The sequence below is a fragment of the Pseudoalteromonas sp. SG45-1 genome (assembly GCF_014164135.1).
Taxonomy (GTDB): Bacteria; Pseudomonadota; Gammaproteobacteria; order Enterobacterales; family Alteromonadaceae; genus Pseudoalteromonas; species Pseudoalteromonas distincta.
This window is the reverse complement of the sequence record NZ_JACJEP010000024.1, coordinates 18,463-37,662: the sequence shown is the minus strand read 5'-3', so window position 1 is coordinate 37,662 and position 19,200 is coordinate 18,463. Positions and strand designations below refer to the sequence as shown.

Sequence of the window (19,200 nt, the reverse complement as noted above, 5' to 3'; positions counted from 1 at the left end):
TTCTCACTTTTTATTTAGGTAATACTGAAGGATCTATTTTCCATCTAGTAATTAAAGTCTCTAACTGTATATGAAATTGTTCTAGAGATTTACTATTATCAATTATTTCTAGTAATTCTTTGTGAAAGGTCCCTGACCCTTTTTTACCATGCATGCCAAGAATGTCACTGTCAGGTACTTTCCATTTCAACTCAGATATTTTTGTTCTAACTCGCTTTATTTCTTCCATGGGGAGACCCCACTCTTTAAATTTTGGTGTTCTAGCGACCATATACCATTCGTGGTAGCCACCTGGCTTTCTAATTCGAGATTCAATACTCTCGCGAATATTTTTATCATCCCAAAGCAACCGCATTTCCTCTAAAGACAAATTATCATACCATTCATTAAATTTATTATTTCTTATAGAAGGAACTTTACCATTTACTAATAATTCATCAATGGATCTATTGGCTGCCTTAGCCCCTTTTAAATCATTCCCTTTAGGCGCATCTAATTCATTCGCAATAGTCTTTTTAGGCTTACCCACAATACCGGTGCTTTTCGGGGGCTCAAATTCATCGAGGGCTTTGTTTACGCGATTGCCAATTTCACTGGCTGCGCCTTTAACGCCTTGGTCTATTTTGGGCGCTATTTCATCAAGCTGTTTAATGGTGGATTGCATGCCGTCTATGGCTAGTTGTGGCAGCAGTAGGTCGTATTGCCAACTTGTTGATATTTCGTGAAGTGTATCGCGCAGGCCTTTTATAAAGGCTTTTACTTCGCTGGCTGCTTGTTTACCTAGGTCTTGCCAATTTATTTTACGTAAATACTGAACGGGGTCGCCTTTGCCTAGCTTGCGTAACACTGCAATTGCGGCTTCTATTGTGTCGCCGCTGTTTTTAATCACCACTTTACCGACGCCTTTTACCGCGGAGCCGAGCACAGGCACTAAACCTATCGCGGTGAGCGTAAAGGCTATCCAGCCATCATTGTCGTTGGCTTTATCGTCATCAGTCAGTAGTATTACATTGGCTAAAATATCCCGCACGTCCATGACTTGGTCAATAACCGGTATCATTGAAATAATACTGCCCACTACAATCTGTGCAGTGGTGGGGTCTTCATTAAAGTCGCCTTGCAGTGCCCCCCATAACCAATTACCTGCTTGGCTGGCTATGTTGCTTGCTTCATCAAGTGTTGCTGTTTGCCCAGCTCTGCTCATTTGTATGGCAGAGGCGGGGGTTATTCTTTTATAAAGTGGATTTGGTGTGGTGTTATCTTGTGGTTCATACTCGCGCGTATCTTCGCCGTATTGAACAGTAAATTGACCATTTGGTACGTCGGTTAATTGCGCTATCCCGTCTTCATCTAGCTGGCCTGTGCTTTGTGTTCCATCATCAAATTTAATTGTATAAGGTGCGTTTTTTACAGGGCTGCCATCTTGATAAACATAAAGTAAATCCACTACGCTTGACGTTGTTGCTGCAATGCCTGAGTCATCAATGGTTATATCACTAATGCGGCTAATATTGGCAGGGCTTGCATTGCTTGGTGCCCGCACTGTTTGTGGGCTAGTTATGTCGTAATCTACCGGGCCATCAAAGGTTATAAATGTGCCATCGAGTGTGAGTACGTTAGTGGCGGTAATATCAACATTGCCTTGGCTGTCGAGTTTTATCTCGCCGCCCGCGTTGTGAATAATTAAATCGCCATTGCCTGAGCCCGTAATGCTTATATTATTGTTTGTTTGTAAAAACGTAGAGCCATTAGGCACATTAAGCTTTAAGTCGCTGTTGTTAGTTTTAAGGAGTATGTCGCTTTGTGCGTGCACTTTTACTGCTCGTCCGGTGAGGAGTGATATTTCATTCTCGCTCGTAAGGGTCACATTTTTACCACTGAAGGCTTGGCTGCCACCACTTTGATAATTTACATGGCTGTTATTTGTGGTTTGCGACACGATATTTTTAACATCAATAAATTGATTGTTTTTAATAACAAACTGAACATTGTTTTGTTCGGTTTCAAGGCATAAGTCGCGCCCTGCGTGTAAATTTATAGTACCGAGTTGGCTTATCCATTGAATAAATTGGCGGCCTGATTTTATAGCATTTAATTCAATATAGTGCTCACTGGCGAGTGTTTGTAAGATGACTTTGGGTACATCTTTATCGTCATCGAACATGAGTTCATTTTGCGCTGCGCTTAATAAGCGATTATGTGTTGGGTTAGCGGATGTAACTACGCTTGGCTGGTCGGCGTTTAGTGCAAAACCTATTATAAATGTATTATTTGGGTCGTTATTAATACACCCAATAAGTACCTCAGAGCCACCAACGAGTGGGAAGTGCCAGCCAGTGGCTTGAGGTTGGTTTTCACAAGCATATAGCGCTAGTTTTTTTAGTGCAGGGCTTGATTGAATTACTGGGCGAGCTGTTTTATCAAACTCGGTACGAATACGGTATTGGCCATGTTCATCTACAAATGCATTACTTGTGAGAGATTCTACGGTTGCTGGAAATACCATGGGCTTAGGCGTGTGGGGCTCAGGCATTGCTTTGTAAGGTGTACCGCGCTCTATAAATTGCGCTACGCAGTGATAGTGCGTTTCACCTTCATGGCTGCTTTCGTCATTTGCTTGATTAAGGGTGTGCTCTATTGCAATGCATAGCAAATCACCACTGGCAAACCCCATATTATCGTCAAGCGAAATTGAGCAGCCTGCAAATACATCAGATACATTACCCATAAGCGTAACCAGCTTATTGTGTGCGGCTAATGCATTACTAAAGCTTTGTGTTTGTGCTGATGCTTCTGCGTCTGAGTTTGCAGCAGGCTCGAAAAATGATTGACTGTTACTGGCTACTTTTTGGAATTGTCCATGGGCATTACTTTGCGCTGCATTATTATATATGGTTTGTGTTACTTCACTGTGCATAAAGCCGACAAAGTTACCCCAGTACTGGGCGTTCATCCCCGCGTTTGCTTTAACTTCTAATACACCCGTACTTAAATAGGGGCTGTTGAGGTTGCTGTCACTTATAACAAGTGTTTCGGTGTTTGATTCACTTTCAATCCAGTAAAAAAGACCATGCTGAGACATCAAGCGATTAAAAAAGGCCCAGTCACTTTCCATTGCTTGCACACATTGCTTTAAATGCGGTAAGGCGGAACTTGTCCTAAAAACAATTTGTCCTGATGAATAACCTGCTTTTTGTGCTAAGTAATTTAATACATCTTGTACGTTTACAGCAATAAAGACTTTACTGTTTGAGGTGTTTTTTAAGGTAGATAATCGATCTTGAATGTTTATTTTAAAGCGGTGTAAATTGTTGAATACACCCATATTGGTTACAGATGTAATCAGACCGCATTGTTCTCGATATCTTTTGTTTTTATTAACAAAAATCACGCTGGCATTAGCGAGTAGGATATCTGTATTAATTTTTACTGAAGATTCAACGGTGAGTGAATAACTAAAGCCTTTATTAATTTTTTCGTAGCCATGTAGGTAAGTAACATTAAGGTCTTTGTCATTAACCTTCAAAAAAAAATTAGATTTAGTCAAAACGTTGCAATCCCTGCTCGGTAAAATTGGTGGCGTAAACATACCTTTTTGTGTGTTAATGATCAACTGGATAATTGTAACCATAAAAAATTAAATTAGATTTACACTCGATTGTTTCATAAATGGGGATGGTGGTGTTTTGTTGCGTATTTTTCATTTATAAACATTAATTAGAGTGTTTATTCTAATTAATTAATCGCATTAATATTCTAATATTTTAAACCTTATATAGGTTGACAATAGCGGTTAGGTGTTTGTATTATGCGCCAAATAAATGGATTTATTACTAGCCTTAGACTATGCGTTTTTTAGTTTAACAGATGACAAGGAGCATGTTGTGAATAAAAAAGAGTTTATAAATCAAATAAATAGCTTGTACTCCTTAGCTTGGTCACTTACAGCCAGCGTTTCTTCGTTACTAGACCAGGTAGGTATTCCTGCCCATCGCGTATTTTCTGAAAATTCTATAGAACACTTTTTCTTTTTTTTAAACAATCCTCCTAAAAGCAATGAAAAAGTTACTTTAATTAATGGTGATGTTTCTGTTTATATAAAAGAGCTTTCGTTAATAAATACTAAGTTGATTATGTCTATAGATGATGTTGTTACGCAGTCTTTGTTAGTTGATTCTCAAGAAAAAAGCAGAAAGAAGACCTTGTTTGGTTTTTTTAAAACTAATAAATGGTCTGATTGTGCGAATGTAAGATTCAATAAAGTTATTTGCCCAGTTTATGAAGCTACTCTTTGCAAAACTAATTTTAATTTTAAATAAAAATATTTATTGAGGTAAAAAATGCGCTTTATTTTAAATGCGATTATAGGTTTGTCACTTTCTATAATGTTAACTGGTTGTATGAGTACTAACGTAAGTTTAGATGTTAAGGCAACAGATAACTTAAATTTAAACCAATTTGATGAAGCGTTACCAGTCGTTTTAAAGGTGTATCAATTGTCGGATATACAAACATTTAAAACAGCTACGTTTGAAGAATTATGGAAGTCAGATAAATCAGTTTTGGCTAATAGTTTAATTACATTAGAAGAGCGGACAATTCACCCTTCTGAGCAATCTAAAATTAAGTTTGAACAAGCTGAAAATGCAAAGTTTGTAGCGATTGTTGCTTTATTTAGAGATCGCAGTGGCGATAATTGGAAAGCGTATTACCCGCTTGCAGATGGCCCTGTTAAGTTGTCTACATCATTAGATGTTTTGGTTACAAACAACGAAGTTCAATTACCTGGCGTGGATAAGGCTGAGTAATGAATTTAAAAGCTCCCGCAAAGCCCGTTTGGGCTGAAGGTGTTTTGCTTGCTCAGCAACACTTTCAACTATTTGACGATTATCACGATCAAAATCAGGTTGTACGTCAAGCGCTAATATCACCATTGGCATTTGGTTTACAGCATTTTGCTATTGATGAATCAGCACTTGCTCGCGGTATATTAAAAGTAACTAGTTTTAAGCTACTTTTAGAAAATGGTCGCTTGCTTGATTTTGATCGTCAACATCAAGATGATTTAAAACTAGAGCTTGATAATAACCATCAAGATAGTGTTATTTATATTGCTATTGCTGCAAATAAAACAGTTAGCAATATTGAAGGCTATGCGGCCAGCGGGCAGTTAAGCGCATATGAAGCGGATTATATTGATTTAGAAGATAATCATGATGCGTCACGTAGCCGTGAGGTATTAGTTGCAAAGCCTAAATTTATATTACTGTCTGACTCAGATGTAAAAACTTATTTTGACACTATTGCCTGTTTAAAAATAAGTCGTGCGGAAGATGGCTCGTTTGTTTTAAATAAACAGTTTGTGCCTCCTTTATTAAATATAAGTGCATCTGCTTATTTAACTGAGCTGTTAAATAGAACGGCTAATTTAGTTAATGCAAAAGTTAATGTGCTGCTTAGCAGACGTAAAAATTATGGCTCAGTTACTGATTTTGGGCCGAATGAAATGAATACATTTTTGTTACTTAATGCAATGGCTCCATCGGCTAAACGTTTAGATCATCTTAAAAACTTGTCTTTGGTCCATCCTGAACGTTTGTATTGTGAGCTTGTTGATTTAATTAGTTCAGTTTCAATGTTTGAGCACAGTGACTTAGTTAACCAAGTACCACCATACCAGCATAAAAATTTAAGCAATGTATTTGGTCAGCTTGATGGCCTATTAACTCGTTTACTTGAAGGGGTTGTACCTAAGAAAATGGTGGGCTTAAAACTTGAAAAAACCTCTAACGCTATTTATCAAGTTGCCACTATTGACTCTGCAACGTTTACTAACAACGACTTTTATTTAGCTGTGTATTTTGAATCTGAAGACACCAAATGGATTGAAACATTTAGTGATCAAGTAAAAGTAGGTGCAAGCGAAAAGCTCGATATCATGATTTCATCTGCTTTAGCGGGTGTGCAACTAACACATTGTCAGCGACCTCCAAATAAGCTGGCCATAAAAAGTGGTTACGAATACTTCAGGCTTGAGTCGCATGGTTTCATTTGGCAGCAAATTATTGAAGAGCAATCATTAAGCTTATTTGTACCATTTGGATTGCAAAGTGCACAAATTGAAATTGTTACCGTAGCACGTAATTAACGTAGAGTTGAAATTATGCAAGAAGCACAAAAAGAACAAGATTTAGTCGCGTGTATTTCGCCTGTAATTAACGCGCTAACACCATTAAAACTAAAGCAATCTACTAATTTAGAGCTTGGAGAGTTTAGAGAAAATTTACTTACTAGTTTTGATGAGTATGAGCGTAATTGTTACTCGCAACAGGTAACAACAAGTTTAATGCAAGAAGTTAAGTTTGCTCTTACGGCTATGTGTGATGAATTTGTTATGAGCTCAGGTGCTCATTTTAGAATGGATTGGATGTCTCGACCGCTACAGCTTGAATTTTTTGGTAACAACCGAGCAGGGGAAGAATTTTTTGAACGTTTAGGTAAGTTGCGTACCGGCGGAGAGCAAAAGCTAGCTGCATTAGAGGTTTACTATATTTGTCTGCAGCTTGGCTTTGAAGGCATTTACAAAGTTAAAGGTATTGAGCAATTAAAAGCGTTAATTGTTGATGTAAGAGCTCAAATTGAAGATATAAAAGGAACACCGAGTTCTCAATTATCTGATAACGGTATACCTGCAGAAGGGTTTGCTATGAAGGTGGGGCGTAATATTCCTTATTGGGTGATATTAGCTATTTGCTTGGGTTCTATTGCCTCATTATTTGCTGGATTTCATTATGTAATTAATAAGCAAGCAACGCAGAGTACTCAGGTAATAGACAACCAAATTGAAGTGCTGACTCAGCTCAATAAAACCAACGAAACACGATAGGTAACACAATGCAGGGAAGAGTTAATAAAAGCGGTTTAGTTCATTTTTTATTGGGCTTAGTATCATCGCGTGCAACGGGTCAACTTATTGGCTTTATAGCCGTTTTGAGTATTGTGTGGTTTGCCGGTCGCATGGTGGGTTTAGATACTACCGATAAAAAATTAATTGCGATGGGTGCTGTAACCGCTGTTTTTGTTTTATTTATTTTTATTCGTTGGTTATGGACTAAGCGCTCAGGCGATAAGTTAGCTTCTGAATTAGCAAGTCATAATGCCGGTTCGAGTGCTGAATTAAGTGAAATTAAAGAAAAGATGCAAGAAGCATTGGGATCTCTAAAAGCATCTCATTTAGGTGCGGGTTATCGTGGTAATACTGCTTTATACGCTTTGCCTTGGTATATGATTATTGGCCCTTCGGCTACAGGGAAAAGTACTTTATTTGCAAATTCTGGCTTACATTTCCCTTACTCTAATTCGAGTGAATTGCATATCCAAGGTTTTGGTGGAACGCGCAATTGTGACTGGTGGTTCTCAGATCAAGCTATTTTAATTGATACTGCAGGGCGTTACACAACTGAGCAGTCAGAAAATAAAGAGTGGTTGTCATTTTTAGCGCTCCTTAAAAAATACAGACCAAAACTGCCTATAAATGGCGTAATGGTGGCCATTAGCGTTGCAGATGTATTAACTTCCGACAGTGAAGAAATCCGTCAACATGTAAAATTAGTACGTGAGCGTATAGAAGAGCTAATTACTCAACTTGGCGTTATTTTTCCTGTATATATTACTTTTACCAAAACTGACTTAATCAGTGGTTTTGAACCTTTTTTTAGTGATTTATCTGAAAAAGAGCGTGAGCAAGTGTTTGGTGCGTACTTACTCGACATTAGTGAAGATCAAAAAAATGATCCTGCAGAAATGTTTGAAGTTCGTATGCAGGAACTATATGAGCGACTGTGCGAACAACGTTTAAGCAAAGTTGCACGAGAGCGCAACGAGCATCGTAAACAGCTAATACTTGATTTTCCTAATCAATTTCAATCAGCTTCAACTAAGTTAACTGAGTTTGTTAACTTGCTGTTTAAGTCTAATCCATATCAAGAAGTTCCTTGGTTTGCTGGTGTTTATTTTACATCGGGTACGCAAGAAGGTACGCCTATTGAACGTATTACTAATGGTGTACGAGATCAATTTGGTGCGGTTGTAGTTGACCAAAAACAAGAAAGTATTACTCAAAGTTATTTTATTAATCGCGTATTTAATGATGTTATTTTTAAACTACAGGATTTAACGCGAGGAAACAGAAAAAAACGGTTAGTAGGACGCTGGTTAAAAGGTTTAACCGTTACTTCGGGCTTGGCATCTATTGCCGCAATTACAGCACTTCTTATTACGTCGTACACAAGTAATCAACTATTACTTAATCAAGGTGAGTCACGTGTAAAAGCTGTTGTTGAAGCTAATGTAAGTAAGGCTAAAGATGAGCAGAAACTTGCTGCTACACTAGCGCTGTTTGAGCACTACGGTCAGCTTAAAACTTACGAAGATTCATTACCGTGGTACTTTATATTTGGTATTTACGAAGGTGATGAAACCTTAGATAGCGTTGCAAATGTGCTATTTAATCAGATGAATCAGCTTATTACTTATCCAGGTGAAGAGCATTTACTTGCGCAAATAAAACAGTACGAAACTCAGTGGTTTGACAATGAAGATGAAGCCAAAGCAACGATTCGTCAGCAGTATTACGATGCACTAAAAATGCATTTAATGATGAGTACGAACCCTGAGCATATTTCAACGGAGTTTGCTAAAGAGCAATTACTTAATTTTATAGCTGAGCATTTTCATATAGACATAAATGCACAAGAGCAAGCACCAATTTATACACAACTAAGTAGCTTAGTTGATATGTACTTACAAAATATGGGTAACGACATAGAGCAGCCAGGTAAAATTGCATTTTGGCAGGCTAACGAAACATCGATAGCGCTAGCGAGAGACAATTTAAATACCCAGCCAGAGGCTTTCCCGTTATATCAACAAGTAATTACAAGTTTTGCTGATCGCAAAAAGCCATTGTTATTAAACGACTTTATGATTTCTAAAAATCGTGATGTATTTAAGAGTAAGTATAAAATTCCATATGTTTATACAAACTTAGGTTGGCAGGAATATGTATTCCCAGAGATTAAACGTATTTCACGTTTGGTGTTCTCAGGTGACTGGGTTATGGGTTCTAGCGATGAAAATGGTCAAAATGTTGTTGACGAAGCACAAGCTGAAACTTTGGCAAAGGCTATGCGAGCATATTACTTTAAAGACTACGGCAATACTTGGTTTGCTTTTATAGATAGCATAAAAGTGCCTGCATTTAGAGATCTAAACGATGCAAGTATTGATTTTGCACGCCTTTCATCGATGGATGGCCCCTTTAACGATTTAATGAAACTGATTAACGACAATATTACGCTCGCTGATGCCCCTTTAAAAAGCCAAGCTTCGATAGGTAAGACGGCTGCAGATGTTGCAAATAAATTAGCTCTAAACACGCCAACAATTACCCAAATGAGTACGGTTAGAGCGCCAGAGCTTGAAAGTCGATTTGCAGACTTAAGACGCTTTGCACAGCCTAATGAAGATAAGAATTCTTCTGATTACTTAAGACAATACATCAGTTCATTAAGTAGCATCCATTCAGACATTAAAGCAATGGCAGCGAGTAATGAAGATGATGCTCAAGCAATGATATTTGCGCAGGACTTACTTTCAGGTAATAGCCAAAGTAATGCATTACAGTCTTCGTGGATAATTATTGAGAGCCAAACTCGAGCACTAGACCCTCAAACCAAAGAAACGCTAGATAAGCTATTTAAGGCCCCGCTTCATGGTGGTATCGCTACTATTATGGCAAAAGCACGTACTCAGCTTAACCAAGAGTGGGAAAACCAAGTTTATACTATGTATAACAGCAGTTTAGCTGGTAAATATCCATTTAACTTAACTGGCCCTGATGCTGCGATAGCAGATGTTTCTGAGTTTTTAAATTCTGAATCAGGAATTTTATGGAGCTTTATTAACACCCAGCTCAAACCATTTATGAAAGTACGCCGCGGTGTATGGGAAGAAAAACAATGGAATGGTGTAGGTATTGGTTTTAGCCCGCAATTACTTGATGGTTTAACTAAAGCAAATAAAGTAACTCGTTCGTTGTTTTCTAATGGCGCCGATAGTGCTGGTTTTACTTTTCAGATGATGCCTGTTCCACACCGAGGCATTCGTGAAACATACTTAGGCTTTAGTGAGCAAGGTTATCGCTACCGCAATGAGCCTGAAGAATGGCGTAACTTTTCGTGGCCTGGTCGAGGAGCTGCAGAGAAAGCTGTTCTGTATGGTTTAGATAATAAAGGGCGTCGTATTTCTATTGAGCAAGACGGACCTTGGGCACTACTAAAAGTGCTTAACTCAGCCAGTGTTAAGTGGATTAAAGGCACAGAGTTTTTAGCAACATGGGAATTAAAAGATAAATCTGATGAAGTGTTAACAGTCCAGTTTTCTCTTAAATCAGGACGCAACAGCGGTATATTTTCAAAATACATGCTTACATCGTTTGCATTGCCAAGCTCTTTGTTTTCACAAAGCCCTAGCTTGGCTCAATCGCAGTCGCGAACAATGCAATAGGCCGCTAGCAATGTTTAGTTTATTTACAAAAAAGAAAACACCGACGCTGGTTAAGCAACATAGCTTTGGTTTTATGGGTAAAACACCGATAAGACCAGACTTTGTGAAGCTCAATATTTCATCTAGAGAATCGGTTGGATTTGATCATTGGTTGCAAGAGGGCTTTGCCCATTTAAACCGTGGTAGAAAAACGACTGATACAAGCCACTTGAATGGAACTAAGTCGTTGTTCTTTATATCTGGCAATGCGGATGATGGTGGTTTACTTGGCGTTTTGCAGCCAAGCAAAGATAGCAGTGGTCGTTTTTACCCATTTAGCTCTTTTGTACATAGTGGGCTTGATACATATAAGCGACATCCTGCTTTTCTATTTTTATTTGCAAGCCAAGTAATAGAGCACCTTTTAGGTGTAAATGAAAATATTAAACAAGCTGCCAGTATTAATGAAATGGAGCAAAAAGCACAAGATTATAACCGTGTAGCTGATGCACTTAAACAGCAACCAAATCTAACTCTAGAGCTTGATAAACTTAGAACTATTCCAATGAGCGTTTTTTGGCAACATTTAGGCTTGAACGATATTGCAAAAAGAGCAATTTTAATTGAAGAGCTATCGGCTGTGCTTAAATCTATTGCTAATAGAGGGTGTTTAAGAAGTCAGTTTGGTATTCGCCTACCAATGCCTAGTTTTAGTCATGAAAGTGCCTTAGTTGCAGGGTTTTGGTTGCACTTAGTTGCGTCTATGGTGGCAGATCATAATTGGCAGCCTTGGTTTTTTTATCAGTTAGGTGATGATAATCAAGCGCCTAGTTTAACTATTTTTTGTAGACCTATTCCAGCGTCATACTTTAATAGTGTGTGGGAATACGATAAAAAAACGAATGACATTGTTGATCTATGTAATTTAAAAGTAGAAAAACAGCCGTCTTCACAAACACTTAATTTTGCTGATATGGATAACGTGAGTGTTTACGATGCACTTCGTCGTTGGTGTAAATCATGAGTATTAAAGCGCCGCATACACATACCACTTGGATTGAATGGCTTGAAGCATTAAGTGCACCTCTTGCCGGGAATAAGTGTGGAGAAGATTTAAAATATGAAGAAACATTTAAAGCATTAAAAGCATCTTCATCAGGAGTGGGGGAAGTTGACTTTAAAGTGATGTTTATACAAGCATCAGACTTACTCAACACTCAAAGTAAAGATTTACGCATAGTAAGTTATTTAGCACTAGCAGCAACAAGTGAGTTTGGGGTTACAGGTTTAACGCATACGTTATTGTTATTTAATCGTTTGTTGACTACTTTTACGGATGAGGTACACCCACTAAGAGCCAGAATGCGTGCTGCAGTTAATACATGGTTTTTACAACAGCAAGAACGTTTAAAAGGTGTTGCCCAAGGGCATGATACAAACGCTGAACAATGGCCTGAACTTATAGCTGCTTTGACTCAATACAATGAGCAGTGTGTTGCGTTATTAGACAACGAATCTGGCCCTCTATCAACTTTGAATGAGTGGGCTAAAGAGCAAGAAAAGCGAAACCCAGTACCTGTAGCTGAACCAGTGCAAGAAGAAAAAGCAATTAGTACAGAGCAAAAATTAGCTGAAAATACGGGTGTAACAGCTCCAAAATCAGAAGCTAATAGTACTGCACCTGCACCTGCATCAGCTGCTAGTCAGCTTAGTATTGGTAATGCTGATATTGCTTCAGATACAGCGTATTTAAGTGCGGTTAGGCAACTACTTAACTTTGATAAAGAACAAAATAATATTGAAAGAGTAATAAAGTTATCGCGAGCTGCGCGTTGGACAAGGTTGGCACTACCCGCTAACGAAAATGGAAAAACGCGTTTACCCGCTCCAAGGGCTGCAGCATTTGCTCCAATTGAAAATGCATTGGCAAGTGAGCAGCCTGAACAAGCTTTAAATTTAGCCGAAGGGTTGTTTATGGAAGGGGCTATGCAATTTAATTTAAATCTTCAAGTGCTTAGTTTAAATGCATTAAAAAAATTAAATAAATTGCCGCTTGTTCATTGGCTTGAGCAACAATTAGTTAATTTAAATGAGCAGTTTCCTGCTTTAGTTTCCCTACAGTATGACGATGGAAGTCCGCTGTGTTCATCTGTAAATAAAGAGTTTTTAAAAGAGCTATCTCACTCTGCAAAAACAGAGTCTGTTAGCTCTCAAAGTAGTGCGTTTGATGAGCAGTATAGCGAATTAATACAAGGGGTTGAAAAAGGGCAGTTGTCTTCAGCTCTAATTAAAGTAGATCACATAAATATTTTAAACGACTTTGATAAAGCCCAAGCGCAATTATTAAAGGCAAAACTATTAATAAAAGCTGAGCATTACGAACATGCTTTAGCATTATTGAACGTGTTACTAAAACAAATAAAAGCGCATGATTTAGCGCAATGGCAACAATGTTTTTGCATGGAAGTATGGCGATTTTCCAAGCAGTGTTATGCAAGTTTGTCACAAACGCCAGAAGATGAAATGAGTTTAGCTGCTAAACATATTAGTCAGCAAATGATGGTAACTAACCCTGCACAAGCGCTAGCGTGGGTTTAGTTACAAGGGCTTGACTAATATGTCGAGGTTTAATTGGAATTGAGTCGGTAGATAACCAAACTGCAAAGGAAATAACATGAGTGATACATTTCAAAAAGAGATCCCCAGAGCTCGGATCAATATTTCGTTAGAGCTTGATACAGATGGTGCTTCACAAAAAAGTGAATTGCCATTAAAGATGTTAGTAATTGGTGATTACTCAAATGGTCAAAATAGCCAAGAACTATCTGAGCGTGAGCGCATAACAATTAATAAAAATAACATTGAGCAAGTGCTTAAAGATATGGCGCCTAAAGCTAACTTTCAGGTAGCGAACAAAATTAAAGGTGACGGCGAAATTAATGTAAACCTTGAGTTTGATTCTTTTAAGTCGTTTGACCCAGAATCAGTAGCTTCTCAAGTGCCAGAGCTTAATAAAATGATGGCTATGCGTAATTTACTTCGTGACCTTAAATCTAATTTATTAGATAACTCATCACTTCGTAAAGAATTAGAGCGTGTTTTACAAAATCAGCCAGAGCTAGACGAGTTAAAAGCTAAACTGGATGAAATTGCGCCGCTAGCGTCTGAAGATGAAAAACAACCAATAACTGAATAAGGAGATTATCATGTCCATGCAAGAACAATTAAATGTTGCCGCGCATACCACGGAGCAAGCTCCTTTATCCACTTATGAAAATATATGTGGAATGGTTGATATTTCTCCAGTTGCAGATGAGATCAAACTTGATTCATTTAGAGATGCAAGCAACCTAGCTGAAACTCGTGCAAATGAGCGCTTAACAGCAGCTATAAATGTATTTTTAGATATGGCTAGCAGTAGTGGTCAAGAAGTAACGCGAATTGATAAGTTACTTTTAGATGATTACATCGCAAAAGTAGACATTATTATTTCTCAGCAGTTAGACCAAATTTTACATCACCCAAATTTCCAAAAAATGGAATCAGCATGGCGCTCGTTACGTTACCTAATTAACCGTACGCCTAACAATGCTAACATTAAAATCGAAATGCTTGATGTAGATAAAGAAACTCTAAGAGACGATTTTGAAGAGGCGCCAGATACAACTCAATCTGCATTATATAAACATGTATATACTTCAGATTACGATACCCCAGGTGGCGAGCCAGTTTCAACAATGGTTTCTAATTTTGAGTTTGATTGTTCAGCACCCGATGTATCGTTACTGCAAGAGATATCACGTGTATCTGCGGCAGCGCATTGTCCGTTTATGGGCAGTGTTGGTCCTAAGTTTTTTCTTAAAGATTCATTGGAAGAAGTATCTAAAATCCAAGATTTGGGCTCTTACATGGAGCGCGCTGAGTTTCTTCGTTGGAAAAATTTCCGTGAATCAGAAGACTCTCGCTACATTGGTTTAGCATTCCCGCGCTTTTTACTACGTCTACCTTATGGTGAGACAAATCCTCTTCGTAACTTTAATTACCAAGAAGATGTAAGTGCTGAGCATCATGAACGTTATTTGTGGGGTAATGCAACATTTGCATTTGCTGCAAATATCATCCGTAGTTTCCATGATAATGGTTGGGCAGTAAATATTCGTGGGCCACAGTCAGGTGGTAAAGTTGAAAATCTTCCACTGCATTCATTCGAAGCGGGTAAAGGATCAGAAACTAAAATACCGACTGAGGTTTTGATTTCTGAAACTAAAGAACTTGAGTTTGCTAACCAAGGGTTTATTCCACTTAGTTACTATAAAAATTCAGATTTTGCATGTTTCTTCTCTGCTAATAGTGCGCAGAAGCCACAGGTATTAGAAACAAATGAAGCAACAGCTAATGCAAGAATTAACTCACGCTTACCATATATTTTCTTAGTATCGCGTATTGCGCATTACTTAAAAGTTTTACAGCGTGAAAATATTGGTTCAAGTAAACCTCGCCATGAATTAGAGCAGCAGCTTAATGATTGGCTTGGCGCATTAGTAACTAAAATGAACAACCCTGATGAATCTCTTATAGCTACGCATCCACTAAAAGATGCAAAAGTTACTGTAGCAGAGATTCCAGGTAACCCTGGTTACTACAGAGTAAGTACGTACATTGTTCCTCATTTCCAAGTTGAAGGGATTGATGTTCGTTTAGCGCTAGTAGGGCAAATGCCTGGCGAAAAATGAACTGCTACGCCGCCAATGAAACGGATTTAAGTACTATCAAATACGTCAATTTGGTGAGTAGTTGGCTGGTGTACATAAAGGATTAAGACTTATTAGTCTGAAAAATTGCCCCAAGTTGGTTGCATCCAACTTGGGACATATTCCCCAGTGGCATGAAGCAAAGGGCTTTTTGGGGGGCATAAATATTACTGTTTATGCCAATGCCAACTAACAGGAAACACTTCATTCTAAAAGGAGAATAATGAAATGGCAATTCCAGCGTACATGTGGTTAAAGGACGACCAAGGTAATGACATCAAAGGTTCTGTAACTGTTGCAGAGCGTGAAGGTTCAATTGAGATCCTACACTTTGATCATGAACTTCGTATTCCTACGGATAACGATACAGGTGAACTTACAGGTACTCGTAAGCATGAACCTTTTGTAATTACAAAAGCAGTTGATGCGGCTACGCCGTACTTGTACAAAGCGTGTTCAAACGGTCAAACACTTAAGCAATTAGAGCTTAAATGGTACCGTATTGATGACACAGGGACTGAGCGTGAATATTTCTGCCACAAGTTGGAAGATGTAAAAATCACTTCGATCTCACCAACAATGCATAACGTTAAAGACTTAGACAAGGAGCGTTACCCGCACCTTGAAACAGTTTGTCTACGTTACAAACGCATTACTTGGACTTACTTAGATGGCAACATCGAGTTCTCTGACTCTTGGACTGAAGGTCGTTAATTAGTCAGTAATTTTGAAGGATATGCGCAAGCATATCCTTTTATTGAGATCTAAATATGGCGTTATTCGATTTTTTAACTCAACCAGTTACACGTAATGGTTATCATGGTTTTCAAACTGATGAGCAAGTCAGTGTTTGCAAACATTTAAATGAGCTTTTAAATGCAAGAAGAGGAGTGCTGAAGCACTTGTCTGACTATGGTCTGCCCGATGTAGAGGATATTTATGAGGGGTTACCATACTCGCAACACACGTTAGCGCTTGAGGTTAAAAAATTGATAGAAAAGTACGAACCTCGCGTACGGTATGCAAATGTAACACCTGTAGAAATTAAAGAAGATAATTGTGTAATAAGGCTAGATATTCAAGCTTTTTTAACGAGCGGGCAAAGTATCAAGTTAAATACTCGGTTTGAATCTGGTGGTAAAGCAGACGTTATACAACATGCAAAAAACACTAACTAATTTTATTTAAAGGATTGATGAATGCAGCAATATTTTGATGCTCAAATGCGCTTGTTAACCCAAGCTGGTAAGCAGTTTGCTCAGTTTTATCCCGAGCATGCAGGAATGCTTAACATTGATGCATTAAAAGATAGAGACCCTCATATTGAGCGCTTATTAGAAGGTGTAGCGTATTTAACTGCCCATACTCAAAAGCGTTTAGATGAGTCAGTACCTGAAGTTTCAGAGCAAGTGCTGCGTCAACTGTGTCCAATACTCCTAAGTTATTATCCTTCTAGTACTGTGGTTCAATTTAAGCCTAAATTGGCTATGCAAAAAACACATTCTATTTCAAAAGGTCTACAGCTTAATCCGCCTAAAGCAAAGGCCGATAATAAAAAAATAATTTTTAGCACAACACACGGTTTAGACGTTGTTCCTTTAGATGTTGAGCATGTTCGGTATCAAGAGTCGCACTTAGGTGCAGAGCTACGAATAGGGCTTAAGTTTATATGCCAAGGTGAACGCAGTAATTTTGATTTATCTAAACTAAACTTTTATTTACGTGGTGATACACCATTGTGCAGTGCTTTATTCCAATTATTGAAAACACCTAATAAACAAGCAGAACTTGATTTTGGTGCTAACCATTTTGAGTTCAATAAAAAGTTAAAAGCAAAAGGTTGCAGCGCTACTTATTTAGATATAGATGGCGCTTTACTGCCTAGTGCGGCTAAAAGCCATCCAGGATATGCATTATTACTTGATTATTTTAATGCAAAAGATAGGTTTTATTTTTTAACATTTGATGGTTTAAAAGACGAAGAGTTTCCTGAGCATATTGACCGTTTTGAAATCGTATTTAGGGGTGATAATAAATTACCGCCAGGTCATCAGTTAAGTAAAGAGAACATTTTAATCAATTGCGTGCCAGCAGTTAATTTATTTAGCCAAGCAGCAGAGCCAATTAAAATAGAGCCAAACAGAACTGACTATATGATAAGTGCAGATCAGGCACGTTATGATCATGTTTTTAGTTATACGGTAGATGCAGTTGCAGGTCGAAACTCTATAACGGGACAATCGTATGATTACACTCCCCGTTATCAAAGCGTATTTGAAGATGAAAAAAAGCTATTTACTGTGCTCACAAAAGACGTAGGTGCAGCAGCCCCGACTCATTATTTACAACTTCCTTTTAATTTAGAAGATGAAAAAGAAACTCTATCAGTTGATTTAACCTCTTTTAATGCAGGTTGGCCTCGTCAACTTTTGCAAGAGGGAGACTTGAACGAAGGCGGAAAAGATATGCCGAGCATCGTTGAGGTTAAAAATGTTATACGCCCAACTAATTATTTAGCATGTCCAAGTCAGCCAAAACACTGGCAGCTTATTAGCTTATTAAATGTAAAGTTTTCACAAATTACGCAAGTTACAGAACTAAAAAGATTACTAGTGTTATTTGATTGGTCTAATAAAGCCGAGAATCGATTACGAATTGAAAGCATTTTAAAAATAACAGCAACGCCGATCAGCCAAATTAAACGTGGAATATTTATCAAAGGTGTTGATGTACTTATTGATATTGATGAAAGTAAATTTGTTGGTGATGCTGATTTATTTCATTTTTGTAATGTATTACATGAATTCTTTTTAATGTATGCCCCTATAAATGAAAGCGTACAAACGCGTGTTAATGCAATTCCTAGTTATAAATCGTGGATTTGGGATATTGAACCGGGTAAGAGTTATCAGCTATGAGTTATGCTGATAAAAATCATGCGCACCCTATTTGGTCTAAGTTACCCGCGCCAATAGAGCTACTTATTGAGCAGCCTTGGCGGTTTAACTTATTTAAAGCGATGAGCTTAATAGAAAAACATTGGGCCGCACCTCAAGAGCTAGAGCAAGGGATTAGTAACAGAGTTGTTTTTAAACCTTTTAAAGAGCTTGGTTTTCCTGCTACTGATGTACGCGAATGTGTATTAGAGAATGATGGCAGAGGAAGGTTAAGCTTATCGACTTCTTTTTTAGGTTTGTATGGTGTAGATGCACCCATGCCACACTATGTATTAGAGCAAGCAGCAAGTGATGAGCAAAGCGGTGACCGCGTTCGTCAGTTTTTAGATATATTTAATCATGTACTTTATTGCCAACTTTTTCAGGCCTGGAAAAAGTCGCAAATTAATATAGCAGGTAGAGGCGCGAGCCAATTTGATGGGTTAGTTGAATCTATTTTACTGGGAAAAACTGATCAAAAAATTCAGTGTGGTATTGCAAGTTTAAAGCAAACTAGCGCTGCTGGCTTAGCGCAGCTTCTTAAACATAGTTTAAATATAGACACGCTAAAAGTTGACGACACACGAGCAAATTGGCAAAAAATAGATACACCAAGTTCAATCGGCGAAGAAAACCAAATGGTTTTAGGCAGCTCTGCAGTACTTGGAACGAAGGTATTAGTTAGCGGAAGTATTTTAACAATAGATATAGGTCCAGTTAATAGTGATACAGCCATGAGTTTAACGCCAAGAAGCGAAGAAGGTATAAAAATGGCTGCACTTCTGACTGCGCATTTACCAAGTAATGTAGAGTGGGTTTGCCAAATAAAAGTAGCTAATGAGGCTGTTGCCGAACAAGCTTTAGGTCAGCAACCGCTAGTACTTGGACATAATTCATATTTAGGGGCCGCAGCTGCAAATACAACAACACATAGCTACAGCCATCAACAGTATAAACACTAAGGAATT

Annotated in this window: 14 protein-coding genes; 13 read left to right on the top strand and 1 reads right to left on the bottom strand. The window is 38.1% G+C overall.

Features of this window, described 5'->3' with window-relative positions; translation table 11 throughout:
• Positions 1–10: 10 nt before the first annotated feature.
• Entirely contained in the window at positions 11–3,547 is a 3,537-nt protein-coding gene (locus H5117_RS16685) for a contractile injection system protein, VgrG/Pvc8 family (protein ID WP_259404533.1), read from the bottom strand.
• 274 nt (positions 3,548–3,821) lie between these two features.
• On the opposite strand from H5117_RS16685, the gene H5117_RS16680 reads away from it, so the two are divergent.
• From H5117_RS16680 to tssG, 13 genes are all read left to right on the top strand, one after another.
• Positions 3,822–4,319 (top strand): hypothetical protein, encoded by a 498-nt coding sequence (locus H5117_RS16680; RefSeq protein ID WP_248280115.1) that lies wholly within the window; start codon positions 3,822–3,824, stop codon positions 4,317–4,319.
• A 21-nt stretch (positions 4,320–4,340) separates the two neighbouring features.
• Positions 4,341–4,808 (top strand): type VI secretion system lipoprotein TssJ, encoded by a 468-nt coding sequence (tssJ, locus tag H5117_RS16675; RefSeq protein WP_170071208.1) that lies wholly within the window; start codon positions 4,341–4,343, stop codon positions 4,806–4,808.
• Positions 4,808–6,148 (top strand): type VI secretion system baseplate subunit TssK, encoded by a 1,341-nt coding sequence (tssK, locus tag H5117_RS16670; RefSeq protein WP_170071209.1) that lies wholly within the window; start codon positions 4,808–4,810, stop codon positions 6,146–6,148. Before tssJ ends, tssK begins: the two co-directional genes overlap by 1 nt.
• A 15-nt stretch (positions 6,149–6,163) precedes the next feature.
• On the top strand, positions 6,164–6,886 hold the full coding sequence (icmH, locus tag H5117_RS16665; protein ID WP_182692313.1) for a type IVB secretion system protein IcmH/DotU: 723 nt from the start codon (positions 6,164–6,166) through the stop codon (positions 6,884–6,886).
• Between the two features lie 8 nt (positions 6,887–6,894).
• A complete protein-coding gene (tssM, locus tag H5117_RS16660) occupies positions 6,895–10,566 on the top strand; it encodes a type VI secretion system membrane subunit TssM (protein ID WP_182738703.1) in 3,672 nt (1,223 codons plus the stop codon).
• A 10-nt stretch (positions 10,567–10,576) separates the two neighbouring features.
• Entirely contained in the window at positions 10,577–11,569 is a 993-nt protein-coding gene (gene tagF / locus H5117_RS16655) for a type VI secretion system-associated protein TagF (RefSeq protein WP_182692315.1), read from the top strand.
• Positions 11,566–13,143, top strand: a complete 1,578-nt coding sequence (locus tag H5117_RS16650) for a TssA family type VI secretion system protein (RefSeq protein ID WP_182738702.1) — start codon at positions 11,566–11,568, stop codon at positions 13,141–13,143. The genes tagF and H5117_RS16650 overlap by 4 nt, the downstream gene beginning before the upstream one ends.
• A gap of 76 nt (positions 13,144–13,219) precedes the next feature.
• The gene (tssB, locus tag H5117_RS16645) at positions 13,220–13,741 is read left to right on the top strand and encodes a type VI secretion system contractile sheath small subunit (RefSeq protein WP_182692317.1); all 522 of its coding nucleotides are present in this window, start codon (positions 13,220–13,222) and stop codon (positions 13,739–13,741) included.
• Between the two features lie 10 nt (positions 13,742–13,751).
• Positions 13,752–15,278 (top strand): type VI secretion system contractile sheath large subunit, encoded by a 1,527-nt coding sequence (gene tssC, locus H5117_RS16640; RefSeq protein ID WP_182692318.1) that lies wholly within the window; start codon positions 13,752–13,754, stop codon positions 15,276–15,278.
• Positions 15,279–15,524: 246 nt separating this feature from the next.
• Positions 15,525–16,010 carry an Hcp family type VI secretion system effector gene (locus H5117_RS16635; protein WP_007584479.1) on the top strand — a complete coding sequence of 162 codons (486 nt, stop codon included), beginning with the start codon at positions 15,525–15,527 and terminating at the stop codon, positions 16,008–16,010.
• Positions 16,011–16,066: 56 nt separating this feature from the next.
• Entirely contained in the window at positions 16,067–16,474 is a 408-nt protein-coding gene (tssE, locus tag H5117_RS16630) for a type VI secretion system baseplate subunit TssE (protein ID WP_182738701.1), read from the top strand.
• A gap of 21 nt (positions 16,475–16,495) precedes the next feature.
• Entirely contained in the window at positions 16,496–18,214 is a 1,719-nt protein-coding gene (tssF, locus tag H5117_RS16625) for a type VI secretion system baseplate subunit TssF (protein ID WP_182738700.1), read from the top strand.
• On the top strand, positions 18,211–19,194 hold the full coding sequence (tssG, locus tag H5117_RS16620) for a type VI secretion system baseplate subunit TssG (protein WP_182692321.1): 984 nt from the start codon (positions 18,211–18,213) through the stop codon (positions 19,192–19,194). Before tssF ends, tssG begins: the two co-directional genes overlap by 4 nt.
• The last annotated feature ends 6 nt before the right edge of the window (positions 19,195–19,200 follow it).

What these genes read in the sequence shown, in the direction of transcription:
- H5117_RS16680 (WP_248280115.1), top strand. Translation starts at nt 3,822, where the DNA reads ATGGATTTATTACTAGCCTTAGACTATGCGTTTTTTAGTTTAACAGAT.
- tssJ (WP_170071208.1), top strand. Translation starts at nt 4,341, where the DNA reads ATGCGCTTTATTTTAAATGCGATTATAGGTTTGTCACTTTCTATAATG.
- tssK (WP_170071209.1), top strand. Translation starts at nt 4,808, where the DNA reads ATGAATTTAAAAGCTCCCGCAAAGCCCGTTTGGGCTGAAGGTGTTTTG.
- icmH (WP_182692313.1), top strand. Translation starts at nt 6,164, where the DNA reads ATGCAAGAAGCACAAAAAGAACAAGATTTAGTCGCGTGTATTTCGCCT.
- tssM (WP_182738703.1), top strand. Translation starts at nt 6,895, where the DNA reads ATGCAGGGAAGAGTTAATAAAAGCGGTTTAGTTCATTTTTTATTGGGC.
- tagF (WP_182692315.1), top strand. Translation starts at nt 10,577, where the DNA reads ATGTTTAGTTTATTTACAAAAAAGAAAACACCGACGCTGGTTAAGCAA.
- H5117_RS16650 (WP_182738702.1), top strand. Translation starts at nt 11,566, where the DNA reads ATGAGTATTAAAGCGCCGCATACACATACCACTTGGATTGAATGGCTT.
- tssB (WP_182692317.1), top strand. Translation starts at nt 13,220, where the DNA reads ATGAGTGATACATTTCAAAAAGAGATCCCCAGAGCTCGGATCAATATT.
- tssC (WP_182692318.1), top strand. Translation starts at nt 13,752, where the DNA reads ATGTCCATGCAAGAACAATTAAATGTTGCCGCGCATACCACGGAGCAA.
- H5117_RS16635 (WP_007584479.1), top strand. Translation starts at nt 15,525, where the DNA reads ATGGCAATTCCAGCGTACATGTGGTTAAAGGACGACCAAGGTAATGAC.
- tssE (WP_182738701.1), top strand. Translation starts at nt 16,067, where the DNA reads ATGGCGTTATTCGATTTTTTAACTCAACCAGTTACACGTAATGGTTAT.
- tssF (WP_182738700.1), top strand. Translation starts at nt 16,496, where the DNA reads ATGCAGCAATATTTTGATGCTCAAATGCGCTTGTTAACCCAAGCTGGT.
- tssG (WP_182692321.1), top strand. Translation starts at nt 18,211, where the DNA reads ATGAGTTATGCTGATAAAAATCATGCGCACCCTATTTGGTCTAAGTTA.